Origin of the sequence: Corynebacterium sp. 13CS0277 (assembly GCF_002994655.1) — a bacterium.
In the GTDB taxonomy this organism is placed as follows: Bacteria; Actinomycetota; Actinomycetes; order Mycobacteriales; family Mycobacteriaceae; genus Corynebacterium.
Window position 1 is genome coordinate 1 of record NZ_PPDL01000030.1, and the last position, 13,149, is coordinate 13,149.

The window sequence follows — 13,149 nt, forward strand, 5'->3', positions numbered from 1 at the left end:
AAGCCCACCTGCGCCGATGGTACTGCACACGGGAGTGTGTGGGAGAGTAGGTCACTGCCGACATTATATCTTCATAAAATATTGCTTCAAGGCCCCGAAAACCAGTAACTCTGGTTTTCGGGGCTTTGTTGCGTGTGCAGGGGTTTTGGGGGTGCTCGTTGTTGTTGTGGGCGTGCACCGGGGGAGGGCGTTGGTGGAGCACGCGGGTCTCTGTTGTGGGGGCCGGCCGTGATCTAGTCGTTGCCTGTAGTAGGTGCGCTCAGTTCTGCTGGGGTGGTTGGGGTGGTCATGATCCGCCGATAACAATTTTTCACGAACACCCGTGGCGTAGCTTGGCGGATGCTCGTCAGCTCCGCCGTCGGGGTGGGCCCTCGAGTCGACGGCGGGGACGCGGCCTGCGCGATCGCGGCCTGGCCGTCTCATCCACACGGCCTGTCCTCTCGTTGGGGGTTGTGACGCCCAACTTTAGCGACCGCCGATGTCTGTGCTGTGCGCCCATTCCTCATCTTCATCAACCCCTACTAGGTGGGGATGCTCGAGTGGTCCGCACCGGCCTATTGGATTCGTCTGCAGCTTCGTGGCTTCCCGTGCGTGTGGGGTGATGGTTCGCCACCGTGGGTGTGGTGGAGCTGCCGCACGGACGCGACCCATCCGGTCAGCCATCTAGCGGCAACGGTGGATCGTTCCGCCCAGGGCGTCTCCTGTCGGCGTCCGGCTGTGGCAGTTGGCGTGTGCCTCTGGCGATGCGGTTTGCTGTCGCAGCGTCCACGGCTATCGTGCCGGGCTACAGGAAGTAGGTGTCTCCTTGGCCCCGAGGCTCAACCATTCCGCAGCAGTCCCGTCTGGCCCTCGTCGCGTCGTGTGCTCACGTGCGCTTTGCCCTACGGTGCCGTTCCCCGGCCTTCGTCTCCTTCGCCGAAGGCGTCGTCACGCGCATGAAAAACTCCCGACGGGCCGGTGTGTGCTCGTCGGGAGTGGGGTGGATTGGAAGGGGGCCTGTCCGCTTGGGGGTTGCTGCCTACTCGGCGATCGCTTCGAGGGGCGCGGTGCGCGCGGCTTTGAGGGCGGGTAGCACTGCGGCGAGGATGCCGATGACAGCGGAGGCGATGAGCATGCTGCCGACTTGGCCCCAGGGGATGACGATGGTGTCGAGGCCGTCTTGGCTCAGCGCGGAGACAAAGCTGTAGCCGACGCCCAGGCCGACGAGCGCGCCGGTGAGTGCACCGAAGACGGCGATGACGGCGGATTCGATGTAGATCATGAGCCGGATTTGGCGGCGCTGCATGCCGACAGCGCGGAGCATGCCGATTTCTTGGCGGCGTTCGACCACCGACAGGGCAAGCGTGTTGACGATGCCGAGGATCGCGACGATGACTGCCAGCCCGAGCAGCCCGTAGAGGATGCCGAGCATCTGCCCGATGGCGGCGGTCTGTTCGCCTTTGAATTCTTCCTTGTCTTTGACGGTCACGACGAGGTCGTCGGCGACGGCGTCCTCGAGGGCGGTACGCAGTGCCTTCTTGTTGGCGTTGTCGGTGCCGACGAGGATGTAGCGGGTGGTGATCTGCCCGGGGTGCACGTGGGCGTCGAGGGTGTCTTTGGGCACGACGCCGTCGCCGAGGATGGGGTTGTCGGCGTAGACGCCGGCAACGGGGGCGGTGGTGGTGTCGTCGCCGAGTGGGATCTCGACGCCTGCGCCGGGGGTGAGGTTGTGGGCGGCGGCGAACGTCTCAGAGACGAGGACCCCGGGGTGGCCGTCGATGGAGGGTCCGCCGCGGGTGAAGTCGATGTCGAGGGTGCCGGTGAGATCCCCGGTGTAGCCGATGGTGCCGAAGCCGCCGGGCATGGCGGCGGTGTGTCCCTGGGTGACGGTCACGATGGTGGCCTGTCGGGCCACGCCATCAATGCTGTGGATGCGCTCGTCGACGCCGGCGGGGATGGAGATCCCCATGTCTTGCCGCCCGGTGAGCACATAGTCGGCCCGGAGGCCGGATTCGAGGACGTCGTCGAGGGAGGCTTTCATCGTGGCCCCCAGCATCCCGATGGAGCTGACCATGATGAGCCCGAGGGTGAGGGCGAAGGCGGTGGCGGCGGTGCGGCGGGGGTTGCGGTCACTGTTCGTGGCCGCGAGCCGCCCCACCGCCCGGAAGGGCTTGCCGGCAACCCTGCCGAGCACCCCGACGACCGGTACGGACAGTGCCGGGCCGGCGAGCCACAGGCCCACGATGAGCAGCAGGGCGCCGATACCGACGCCGATGGCGCGGGGCTTCGCGGCACCGGCCATGTCGCCGCCGAGAACGCAGGCGAGGGCGCCGGCGAAGAGGAACACCGCGCCGACCATGGTGCGGGGGCCCAAGCCGCCCGCGGTGTCGGTGCGCAGCGCCTGGACGGGGCGGATGGCCCCCGCCCGGCGGGCGGGCGCCCACGCCGACAGGACAGTGACCACGGTGCCGATGACCAGTGGGCTTGCGACGGAGGTGGGTGTCAGCCCGAAACCCCCGGCCGGGAGGCCCACACCCATGAGGCTCAACAGGCCGCTGAGCAGCTTGACGAGCCCCATGCCGGCGAGCACACCCAGCCCGGAGCCCACGAGGCCGACGAGGACCGCTTCGAAGACGACCGCGCGGCTGATCTGCTGCGAGGAGGTGCCAATCGCGCGCAGGAGGGCGAATTCGCGGTTGCGTTGCGCGACGATCATGGAGAACGTGTTGCTGATGATGAACGTGCCGACGAGCAGCGCGATGCCGGCGAACGCCCAGAGGAAGTAGTTGACGAAGCTCAAGATCTGGCGCACCAGTTTCGAGTAGTCCTCCGCCAGGGTTTTCCCGGCCTGAACTTTCAGCTCCGGGAACTGCTCGGCAAGCGCCGTGGTGGCGGCGTCGACGGCGTCGTGGTCGACGAGCGACACGGAGGCCGAATCAATGAGGGGGAACAACTCCCGGTAGGCGTCCTCGGGGAAGGCGACACCGATCCACCCGCCGGTGGAGGTACCGGCCTCAAAGGTGCCGACGAGGGTGCGGGTGACGCGCGACTGCGGGGTGACGATGGTGATCTCGTCGCCGAGCCCGGCGTGCCCCTTGACCGCCGCCTGCTCGTTGAGGGCCACCTCCCCGGGTGCCGTCGGCAGGTGGCCCTGCACCACCCGCCCCTGGGTGGAAATCTCACTCGTGCCGGGCGCGATCGCCAGCGCCTGGGAGGGCGCCCCGCCGGAGGAAATCACCTTCTTATCCGGGCCTGCGACGATGACGTTGGCGCCCCGGGAGGCGATCTCCACCTGGGCGACCCCGTCGGCGGCGCGGAGGCGATCAATCACCTCGGGCGTGAGTTCGCCGGTGACGGCGATGTCGACGCGGTCGAATTGGGTGGCGATGATGTTGTCGAAGCTTTGCGACAGGCTGGAGGTGAACATCGCTGAGCCGGCAATGAACGCGGTGCCGAGCACCACCGACAGGATCGTCAGCAGCAGGCGCACCTTGTGCGCCAGAAGTGTGCGCACACTGATGGTGCGCATCGCGCGGGAAGACATAATCGTGGATTCCTCTGGTGTGCGGCCTACAGCTTCTCGATGCCGGCCATGAGGGAGAGAATCTCCTCCGGGGTGGGATTGCGCAGCTCGTCGACGAGGCGCCCGTCGGCGAGGAACACCACCCGGTCGGCGAAGCTCGCCGCCTTCGCATCGTGGGTCACAATCACCACGGTCTGGCCGAGCTCATCGACGGAGGTGCGCAGAATGGTCAGCACCTCCGTGGAGGCGTTGGAGTCCAGGTTGCCGGTCGGTTCATCACCGAAGATGATCTCCGGGCGGGAAATCAGCGCCCGGGCGACGGCGACGCGCTGCTGCTGGCCCCCGGAGAGTTCACTGGGGCGGTGCGCCAACCGGTGGCTCAACCCCAGCCGGGTGGTGACCTCCTCAAACCACTCCTCGTCGACCTTCTTTCCCGCGATATCGACGGGCAGGGTGATGTTCTCCCGGGCCGACAGCGTCGGCACAAGGTTGAAGGACTGGAACACGAACCCCAGCCGATCGCGCCGCAGTGTCGTCATGTCCTTATCGTTCAGCTGCGACAGGTCGGTGTCGCCGATGAAGGTGTGCCCCGCCGTGACGGAGTCCAGGCCGGCCATGGTGTGCATGAGCGTCGACTTGCCGGACCCACTGGGCCCCATGATGGCGGTGAATTCGCCGGCGGCGAACTCGATGGAGACATGGTCGAGTGCCAGCACCTGGGTTTCTCCCTGGCCGTAGGCCTTGACGAGACCCACTGCGCGGGCTGCTGTGTGCGTGGACAATGCACGAACCTTCCCCGCACCCCCACCCACACCCCGCGCACCTGCGCGGGAGTGCCGGTGTGCGGGGTGCGCACACGAAAACAAAAGAACAAAAACAGAAGACGAGAAAGAACAGAGACGAGTGAAGAAGAGACGAAGGAGAACGTGAGGAACAGGCGAGAAGAGAGGAGAAGCCACGGAGACACACAAAGAGGCATCCCGGCGAGCTCGTCTCACCGAGAGAACTCTCACGCGCTCTATGGGATGCGCCTCACAGTTCAGGGGAGAAACAGCTCACCTGAGAGGGGAGAAGCAGCTCACTGACAAGAGGAGAAAATTCTCACATCGTGTCTTCCTCGGCTCGCGGCTGCAGTCGGCCCGGGCGGGTTGTCTCTAACGTGCCCCAGCGTACACAGCGCGCCGGGTGCTGAAGCGCCGCAGCTGGCCGTTGAGGGGGTCGGAAAACTCGAGGGTGCGGGCCAGCAGCCGCAGGGGGCGGCTGTAGTCGTTGTGGGCGTCCCGCAGGAACTCCGGGTAGACAGGGTCGCCGAGGATCGGCACCCCGGCCGCCCACATGTGGAGCCGCAGCTGGTGGGTGCGTCCGGTGCGCGGGTGCAGTTCGTAGACAGCGAGCTGCGGCTGCGGGCCGTGGGCGGCCTCCATGAGGGCCTGCTGCTCGAGCGACAGTGGCGTGACTGCGGCGACTTCGGTGATGGCGTTGATGTCGCCGTCCACGATGCGGGCTTTGACGTCGCCGTGGGTTTTTTCCATCCGGTGCTGCCACACAGTCCCCGGGGTGATGGCGGGGTCGAAGGCGGCGATGGCCTCGTAGGTTTTGCGCGCCTCGCGCCGGGCGAACAGTTCCTGGTAGGCGCCCCGGATCTCCCGGCGGGCGGTGAACAGCAGCACCCCGGCGGTCATGCGGTCGAGCCGGTGCGCGGGCGAGAGTTCATCGTTGCCGAGCGCCCGCCGCAGGCGCACCAGGGCGGTTTCCGTGATGTGGCTGGCGCGGGGGAAGGTGGCCAGGAAGTGGGGTTTATCGATGACGATGAGGTCGGCGTCCTGGTGCAGGATATCGATGTCGAAGGGGACGGGTTCCTCGGGCGCGGGCATGCGGTGGAACCACACATCCTGGTGTTCCTCAAGCACACTGTCCGGCTGCAGCTGCCGGCCCCGGCCGTCGATAACCTCACCGGTGGCGAAGCGTGCCGCCAGGGCCGCCTCGTCGTCTTCGGGGGCGCGGTAGCGCTGGGTGGCGATGAGGTGGGCGAGCAATTCGCCTGCCGTGCGACCTGCCCATTCGTGATCGACTCTCACCCGGGAGGGGTTGAGCCCGTGTTTGATGGGGAGGCGATGTACTATCCTCTGCTCCATGGATCTTAATGCTCTTTCTGAATGGCTCACGCAGTTCCTGCAGTCGTCCGTCGGCCAGATCGTCGCGAACGTGACGAAGGTGTTCTACACCCTCTCCTACCCGGCGAACGCTCCTGCCGCACATCTGCCGACCGAGTAAACTCGCAATCGTACGCTAATACTTTCACTTGTTAAGGAGAGCCCCATGACCCGTGATCGAAGTGTCGTGGTGGCCGTCGACGGTTCGGCGGCCGCAACTGCAGCGGTGGAGTGGGCGGCGGCCACGGCGGAAGCCCGTGGCCTCGACCTGCGGTTGGCGGCGTCGTACACGATGCCCCAGTTCCTCTACGCGGAGGGGATGGTGCCCCCGCAGGAGCTCTTTGACGAGCTGCTCGCGGAGACGATGGAAACCATCCACGCCGCCGAGGAGCGCGCCCGCGCCGTCGCCCCCAGCATCAAGGTGGGCCACACGGTGGCCGAAGGATCCCCCATCGACATGCTGCTGGAGCTGTCGAAGGATGCGACGATGATCGCGATGGGTTCCCGTGGCCTGGGTGGCCTGTCCGGCATGGTGCTGGGGTCCGTGTCGGCGGCCGTGGTGTCCCACGCCGCCTGCCCCGTCGTCGTCATCCGCGAGGACCACGCGCAGGCCTCCGGCCCCATCGTGGTCGGCGTGGATGGTTCTGAGGTGTCCGATCAGGCGGTGGCGTTCGCGTTCGCGGAGGCCGCTGCCCGCAACGTGCCGCTGCGTGCCGTCCACACGTGGATGGACATGCAGGTGCAGGCGTCCCTGGCGGGCCTGTCGGCCGCCCAGGAGGAGTGGGATACCGTGGAGGCGGAACAGCAGCAGTTGCTCGCTGAGCGTCTCGCCGGCCACCAGGCCGACTATCCGGATGTTGTCGTGGAGAAGATCATCACCCGCGACCGTCCTGTCCGCGCCCTCGTGGACGCCGCCCAGGGCGCTCAGCTGCTGGTGGTGGGTTCCCACGGCCGTGGTGGTTTCCGCGGCATGCTGCTGGGTTCCACCTCCCGGGCGCTGTTGCAGTCCGCCCCGTGCCCGCTCGTGGTGGTTCGCCCCACCGCGAAGGAGAAGTAGCAGCCCCCAGGGCGCAACCCCAGGGTGAGCCCCAGGGGTTCCACCCCTCGGGTGGCTGATGCCGCCGGCGCTGAAGACTCCCGCGCCGGCGGATGTCTTCTCTGTCATCCCCTCAGGTTGCGGCACCCGCCGCCAGCCGTCACGGGCACATCAATACACACAAAGAAAGTGGTGCACACATGTCTTCTCTGTCTCTGGGTTTCCTCGGCTGGCTGATCATCGGTGGTCTTGCCGGCTGGATTGCCTCCAAGCTCAAGGGCACTGACGCTCAGCAGGGCCTCGTCATGAACATTGTCGTGGGCATTGTTGGCGGTATCCTCGGCGGCTGGCTGCTCAGCCTGTTCGGCGTCGATGTGGCCGGCGGTGGTCTCGTCTTCAGCTTGTTCACCTGTGTGGTGGGCGCGGTGCTGCTGCTGACCATCCTGCAGAAGGTCCGCAAGTAAGCACCTGCCCCCGGCAGAGCATTTCCCTCCCACGCCGCCCGCTGTGGCCCCGACGTTTCGTTCGTCAGGCCGCCGCGGGCGGCGTGCTGTGTTGTGGGGGTCTGTCCCCGCCCACGGACCGACCTGTCCGCTTGCGCGCGCATGGTCCGTATGCTGTGGCTGCACCAGCAGGTCAGGAACACTGTAGACCTGGTGGGCGGGGTGGGTGGTGTGGGCGCAGGTATTGGGGGCAGGGTCATGTCTACAATAGGGTGGTTCATGCACGACAGAAGTCGACGCGTCGGATACAGACCCACAGAAGGAAAGACACGCAGCGATGGCGAACGCAACGAAGGGTAAAGGCCGCCGCCGGGACCGGCCCAGCCCCCGGGAGCGTCTGCTGGCCTCGGCCACGAACCTGTTCACCACGGAAGGCATCCGGGTGATTGGTATTGATCGGGTGCTGCGGGAAGCGGACGTGGCGAAAGCGTCCCTGTATTCGCTGTTCGGCAGCAAAGATGCCCTCGTGATCGCCTACCTGCAGAACCTTGATGAGCAGTGGCGGGCCGACTACTACGAGCGCACGAAGGACATGACGACCGCCGAGGAGAAAATCCTCGCGTTCTTCGACCAGTGCATCGAGGAGGAGCCCGGGAAGGATTACCGGGGTTCCCATTTCCAGAATGCGGCGAATGAGTATCCGCGCCCGGAAACCGAATCGGAGCGCGGCATCGTGGCCGCCGTCCGGGAGCACCGGCGCTGGTGTCACCAGACGATGACGGATCTCCTCACGGAGAAAAACGGCTACCCGGGCACCACCCAGGCAAACCAGTTGTTGGTGTTCCTGGATGGTGGTTTGGCGGGCACCCGCCTGAGCCGTTCCCTGGAGCCCTTGCACACAGCCCGGGATTTGGCGAAGCAGCTCCTGTCGGCCCCGCCGGCGGACTACTCCATCTAGCGCCCCACCCCCGGGCCACGAGCCCCACCGGGCGCACAGAGAGCAACGGGCGGCACCGGTTTTCCCATCCACACCCTTGCGTGGAGGGAACCAGTGCCGCCCGTTGTTGCGTGTGGGGCGTACCTAGTCGTCTTTGCGGTGCCGGCCCCCGCGCCGGGCTCGCGTGTGCGCGCCGGGCGTGGCATCGGCGGCGCCCATGGGCGGGGTGTCCGCGAGGCCGGCGTCCGCTACGTCTGAGTCTGCGGTGCCCGCAGCGTCCACAGTGTTCCGGGTACCCGCAGTATCCCCATCCCTATCGGTGGGGGCAGTGTTGGTGGCGTCGGTGGTGTCGGTGCTGTCGGCAGTGCCGTTGCTGCCGGTGTTGTCGGCGGTGTCGGGCGTGTCCTTGGTGGCCTGGAGGGCTTTGAGTTCTTTGCGGGCTTTCGCGCGGGCGTCTTTGGCGCGCTGCGCGTCGGCGGTTTTCTCGGCGCGCTGGGCGCGGAGTTCCTCCCGGGCATCCCGGTGGAGGCGGGCGCGCCGCTTGAGGCGCCGGTATGCCTTGTAGTCCGCGTGCTCCTGGTTGCGGATCTCCCGGAATTCCTCACTGATGGGCATCTTGCGGTCGAGGATCATGTTGAGGACCACCATTTGCACGGCCGTCCAGAGGGTGTTGAGGAACCAGTAGAAGGCGAGTGCCGCGGGGCCGGGGCCGGTGAGCCCGAAGCTCAAGGGGAACAGGGGGGTGATGATCGCCATGACGATGAACGTCTTGTACAACCCGCGGCTGTTGCGGGAGCGAAAGTCCATCGTCAGCCAGGAGCGGTACAGGGAGTACAGCATGTTGAGGGTGCTGAAGATGGCGGCGGCGATGAAGAAGGGGGCGACGAAGTCGAAGACCTGCTCTTGGGTGACGCCGAGTTCGGCGTACTGCTGGGCGGTCATGCGCACATGGGCGGGCAGGGGGATACCGTCGACGCGGACCGCGAGGAAGCTTGTCACATCATCGGGTGTGAGGAACCCGATGGCGTGGTGGACGCCGTTGATGCCTTCGGTGGGGCGCGCCATGCGGAGCAGCACCTGGTACAGGCCGATGAAGACGGGGATTTGGATGAGCGCGGGCACGCAACCCGCAGCGGGGTTGTGGCCCGCCTGCTTCATGGCCTGCTTCTTCGCATCCTGGTGGGCCTGGAGTTCTTCGCCGGTGTCGATGAAGCGGCCGGAGTCTTCCAGGCGGCGCAGGGTGGGCCGCAGGTTCACCATGATGCGGCCGGCCCGGTACTGGATGTAGGAGAAGGGGGCGATGATGCTGCGGACTGTCATGATCAGTCCGCAGAGACTCACCACCCACGCCACGGAGGTGGGGGCACCCAGGGCGCGGATGGCGAGGAACCACAACTTCATCACCCCGGACACGGGGTAGATGAGCCATTCAATCACGGCAGGTCCTCCTTTTTAACCCCACCAACCCTACCCGGATAAGATAAGCGCCCATGAGCCGCCCTACGTTTTTGTCCGTGGTGGGGGAACTGTTCCTCACCGCCGGTGCCCTGCTGTTATTGTTCGCCTTCTACGAGGCGTATTGGACGAACCTGGAGGCCGCGGAGGAGCAGCACCGGGTGGCCGACACGATGGAGGAGCGGTGGGCGAACCAGCGCACCACCCGCACCCCGGAGCTGGGTGAAGCGTTTGCTCGGATGTACATTCCTGCCTTCGGCCCCGATTTCCAGTTCGCGATCGTGGAGGGCACCTCCGATGCGGATTTGTTGGCGGGCCCGGGCCGGTATGTGGATACGCAGATGCCGGGCAAACCGGGGAATTTCGCGGTGGCAGGCCACCGCGTGGGCAAGGGGGCGCCGTTTAATGATTTGGGCGTGTTGCGTTCCTGCGATGCCGTCGTCGTGGAGACGGAGGACAGCTGGGACATTTACCGCATGCTCCCCGTCGATGGTGACGACCGTGAGGCCGCGGCGGCGGGCTGCCTGAGCCCCGAGCAGGTGCAGCGCGTCGCCCACGGCGACTACTCGCACGTTCCCGGCCGGGAGATCACCGTCCCCGGCGATATTGCCACCATTGATCCGATCCCGGGGATGGATCTGGCGGTGAATGATTCCATGGAGGGGCTCATGACGATGACGACGTGTCACCCGCAGTTCTCCAACAAGGAGCGCATGATTCTGCACGCCATGCTGGTGCGCACTGACCCCAAGACCCCCGGGTATACGCCCGCCGAATTGCAGGAGAACTAGCCGATGTATGCCTTTTTGTGGAACAAGATCCCCGGCCCCTTCCTGGTGAAGTTGCTCGTGACGCTGGCAGTGCTGGCGGGTATTTTCTGGCTGTTGATGACGGTGGTGTTTCCGTACGTGTCGACGTTGATGCCGTACAACGACGTCAGCGTCTAACCCCCGCCTGTGGCGGGGAGCCGCGTGGTAAGCGGCATCGACCCCGCCCGTGATGGGCGCGGCCCCGCGGCCGGCACCGCAGCACACACTGGGTGACACTGGGTGGCACTGGGTGACGCCCCACCACCGTGCGTGGTGTGGTGATGCGGCAGGGTTCTGCCGGACAGACGAGTAAAGGCCCCGGATATCCGGGGCCTTTTTGCGCGTCTTTAGGACTGTGCGCTGTGTGTGGTGGGCGTGGCAGCGGTGTCGTCGGTGTGGGGACGCCGCAGCCCCTTGATGTAGGTGACGAGCGGCTCGATGGAGATGACCACTGCGATTGCGAGTGCGATCCAGGAGAGTTCCGGCTTGTGGAACACCTTAACGATGAGCGCGTTGATCAGAACCAATGCCACGAAGAAGGGGGTGAGGGCGTCGAAGAAGTTCCAGAGTGCCTTGAGCGGGTTTGTCATATCTTGACGTGGGTCCTTGTGCGTCGGTGGGGTGGGCGTCGATCGGCTGCGGGGAGGGACCTTGAGCCCCTCGCACGGTGTTCGACTCCGTGAACCCTAACAGCCCCGAACTATATGTGTAAACCCTTGGCTGGCGGCGGTATGTGCTGCAAATCTTCTATTTCTTGGAGGCTGCGGGAGGTGCCTGCCCGCGGTGGTTCTTGGGGTCACAGGGAGTTCCCCGTCGTACCTTCCAGCACCCCGCAGCACCCGCCGCCTGCCGCGCGTCTACGTCGCCCTTAGAGCCCGAGGTTGCGGATCGTCTCCTCGGCGACGAGCTGGGGCTTGATGGTTTGTTCCTGGTTGGACCACACCACCACGGCGGTGGTGTCTTTAAACACCGCGTACACCGAGGAGTCCGGGCCCAGCACCCCACGGCCGCCCTCCCAGCCTTCGGGGCCGTGGGCGGGGCTGGTGGTGTCGACGGGGGCCGCCCAGTCGATGACGGCGGCGGCGTCTTTCTCCGTGGGGAGGTGCCGCACCATGACGGTGAGTTGCGGCTCCGGGGGGTAGGAGAAGAACTGGCAGGCCGGCGGGTCGAAGGAGGGGTCGATGCTTTGGCCGGTGACGCGCTGCCCGTTGGTGTCGGCGACGAATTCGGTGCTGAGGTACGGGCACTCGGTGAAGTCCTCTCGCCCGGCGGTCTGGGGGACGAGGTCGACGGCGACGGCCTCCGCGGGGGCCGCGGCGGCATCCTCCTGGGCGCCCTGGTCGGCTTGGTCGGTGTGCGTACCCTGGGCGGCGGCGGTGTCCTGCCCGCCTGCGTCGTCGGGGGTGGTGCTGCAGCCGGTGAGGAGCAGCCCGGCTGCGGCGGCGAGGGCTGCCAGGGTGGTCGTGCGTGCGCGGAACATCATGCCACCACTATAAGGTGGCTAGGCGTGGAGACAGCTAAGCAGAAGCCCCGCTGGAAGCGGCGGGCCGCACCGAATGAAAACAGCGTCCGGACCGGCATTCACGTGCTCACCACCCTGCTGCTGGTGGTGGTGATGATGGGGGCGTTCCGCGACGACCTCACCCTCATGCTCGTGACCTTGGGCCTGTGCCTCGGCTACGCGGTGGTGTACGTGTTGGGGTTCCGGCTGCGGTTGCCGACGGGCAGCATTGTGGCCCAGGTGTGGATGATTGCGCTCACCGCGATCTGGGTGGCGTTGATCCCGGTGTCGCCGGCGGCGATTTATTTGTTGTTCCCCCTGTTTTTCCTCTATTTGCATGTGCTGCCCGACTATCGGGGTGTGGTGGCGGTCGTGTTGGCGACGGGTATTTCTATTGCCTCCCAGCACAACCACATGACCCCGGGTGGGGTGTTGGGGCCGACGATGGCGGCACTGGTGTCGGTGGGTATCGACTACGCCTTTAAGGCGTTGATGAAGGTGAACCGGGAACGCCAGGAGCTCATCGACGAGTTGTTGGCGACGCGGTCCCAGTTGGCTGACAGTGAGCGCGCGGCCGGCGTCGCCGCGGAGCGGCAGCGCATCGCCCACGAAATTCACGACACTCTCGCCCAGGGGTTGTCGAGTATTCAGATGCTGCTGCACGTCACGGAGCAAGACATTGAGGCGTTGGATGTGGCGGGGAAGGATTCCCTCGTGCAGCGCATCCGCCTGGCGCGCACCACCGCCGCCGATAATCTGCAGGAGGCGCGCGCCATGATTGCGGCCCTCCAGCCGGCGGCCCTGTCGAAAACGTCCCTGGAGGGTGCCCTGCAGCGGGTGGCCAACGGGATCGATGGCACGGAGGTCCACATCCATGTGGAGGGTGAGGATCGGCAGCTGCCGATGCGGACGGAGGCCGCACTGCTGCGCATCGCGCAGGGCGCAATGGGCAACGTGCAGAAGCACGCCCAGGCCACCGCCTGCCACGTCACCCTGACCTACGGGGAGGATGAGGTCCGCATCGATGTCGTCGATAACGGGGTCGGTTTCGATCCTTCGGCGGTGGCGGCCCGGCCGGCAGGCCTGGGGCATATTGGGCTGGATGCGATGAAGCAGCGCGCCGCCGAACAAAGCGGTGTCGTCACCGTGGAATCCGCCCCTGGGCGGGGAACGGCCGTGAGTATCGCTATTCCTGTCGATGATGGGGGCGGCAAAACGGTGGAGGGCACCTCCACCCCCGCCATCAGCCCCGCAACCACCGGCGACCACCCAGTACACTAGGTAGTCATTGCCTTCACGCGCCCCGCAGGCCC

Annotated in this window: 13 protein-coding genes; 7 read left to right on the forward strand and 6 right to left on the reverse strand. The window is 66.1% G+C overall.

What is annotated here, in order from left to right; all coding sequences use genetic code 11:
* Window positions 1–1,018 precede the first annotated feature (1,018 nt).
* The 3 genes from C1Y63_RS11250 to C1Y63_RS11260 all read right to left on the reverse strand — a co-directional run bounded on the left by C1Y63_RS11250 (window position 1,019) and on the right by C1Y63_RS11260 (window position 5,637).
* The gene (locus C1Y63_RS11250; RefSeq protein WP_106016549.1) at window positions 1,019–3,523 is read right to left on the reverse strand and encodes an ABC transporter permease; all 2,505 of its coding nucleotides are present in this window, start codon (window positions 3,521–3,523) and stop codon (window positions 1,019–1,021) included.
* A gap of 26 nt (window positions 3,524–3,549) precedes the next feature.
* Entirely contained in the window at window positions 3,550–4,284 is a 735-nt protein-coding gene (locus C1Y63_RS11255; protein WP_106016550.1) for an ABC transporter ATP-binding protein, read from the reverse strand.
* A 372-nt stretch (window positions 4,285–4,656) separates the two neighbouring features.
* On the reverse strand, window positions 4,657–5,637 hold the full coding sequence (locus tag C1Y63_RS11260; RefSeq protein ID WP_106016551.1) for a pseudouridine synthase: 981 nt from the start codon (window positions 5,635–5,637) through the stop codon (window positions 4,657–4,659).
* On the opposite strand from C1Y63_RS11260, the gene C1Y63_RS12770 reads away from it, so the two are divergent.
* The 4 genes from C1Y63_RS12770 to C1Y63_RS11275 all read left to right on the forward strand — a co-directional run bounded on the left by C1Y63_RS12770 (window position 5,636) and on the right by C1Y63_RS11275 (window position 8,092).
* The gene (locus C1Y63_RS12770; RefSeq protein WP_158256159.1) at window positions 5,636–5,776 is read left to right on the forward strand and encodes a hypothetical protein; all 141 of its coding nucleotides are present in this window, start codon (window positions 5,636–5,638) and stop codon (window positions 5,774–5,776) included. The genes C1Y63_RS11260 and C1Y63_RS12770 overlap by 2 nt on opposite strands.
* A gap of 45 nt (window positions 5,777–5,821) precedes the next feature.
* Window positions 5,822–6,712 carry a universal stress protein gene (locus C1Y63_RS11265; protein WP_106016552.1) on the forward strand — a complete coding sequence of 297 codons (891 nt, stop codon included), beginning with the start codon at window positions 5,822–5,824 and terminating at the stop codon, window positions 6,710–6,712.
* A gap of 179 nt (window positions 6,713–6,891) precedes the next feature.
* Window positions 6,892–7,155, forward strand: a complete 264-nt coding sequence (locus C1Y63_RS11270) for a GlsB/YeaQ/YmgE family stress response membrane protein (protein ID WP_106016553.1) — start codon at window positions 6,892–6,894, stop codon at window positions 7,153–7,155.
* Window positions 7,156–7,471: 316 nt separating this feature from the next.
* Complete coding sequence (locus C1Y63_RS11275) at window positions 7,472–8,092, forward strand: TetR/AcrR family transcriptional regulator (RefSeq protein WP_106016554.1); 621 nt, start codon at window positions 7,472–7,474, stop codon at window positions 8,090–8,092.
* Window positions 8,093–8,215: 123 nt separating this feature from the next.
* On the opposite strand, the gene yidC is transcribed toward C1Y63_RS11275, so the two are convergent.
* The gene (gene yidC, locus C1Y63_RS11280; RefSeq protein ID WP_106016555.1) at window positions 8,216–9,508 is read right to left on the reverse strand and encodes a membrane protein insertase YidC; all 1,293 of its coding nucleotides are present in this window, start codon (window positions 9,506–9,508) and stop codon (window positions 8,216–8,218) included.
* A 53-nt stretch (window positions 9,509–9,561) separates the two neighbouring features.
* Here yidC and C1Y63_RS11285 point away from each other — a divergent pair, with 53 nt between their 5' ends.
* Both C1Y63_RS11285 and C1Y63_RS12880 read left to right on the forward strand, forming a co-directional pair.
* Window positions 9,562–10,317 carry a class E sortase gene (locus C1Y63_RS11285; RefSeq protein ID WP_106016556.1) on the forward strand — a complete coding sequence of 252 codons (756 nt, stop codon included), beginning with the start codon at window positions 9,562–9,564 and terminating at the stop codon, window positions 10,315–10,317.
* A 3-nt stretch (window positions 10,318–10,320) separates the two neighbouring features.
* Window positions 10,321–10,473 (forward strand): hypothetical protein, encoded by a 153-nt coding sequence (locus tag C1Y63_RS12880; RefSeq protein ID WP_199189113.1) that lies wholly within the window; start codon window positions 10,321–10,323, stop codon window positions 10,471–10,473.
* Window positions 10,474–10,682: 209 nt separating this feature from the next.
* Here the strand turns inward: C1Y63_RS12880 and C1Y63_RS11290 are convergent, their stop codons facing one another.
* Window positions 10,683–10,925 (reverse strand): hypothetical protein, encoded by a 243-nt coding sequence (locus tag C1Y63_RS11290; protein ID WP_106016557.1) that lies wholly within the window; start codon window positions 10,923–10,925, stop codon window positions 10,683–10,685.
* A gap of 278 nt (window positions 10,926–11,203) precedes the next feature.
* Window positions 11,204–11,818: a DUF2020 domain-containing protein gene (locus C1Y63_RS11295; protein ID WP_233195701.1), complete on the reverse strand. Its 615-nt coding sequence runs from the start codon at window positions 11,816–11,818 to the stop codon at window positions 11,204–11,206.
* Between the two features lie 96 nt (window positions 11,819–11,914).
* On the opposite strand from C1Y63_RS11295, the gene C1Y63_RS11300 reads away from it, so the two are divergent.
* Window positions 11,915–13,117: a sensor histidine kinase gene (locus C1Y63_RS11300; protein WP_233195703.1), complete on the forward strand. Its 1,203-nt coding sequence runs from the start codon at window positions 11,915–11,917 to the stop codon at window positions 13,115–13,117.
* The last annotated feature ends 32 nt before the right edge of the window (window positions 13,118–13,149 follow it).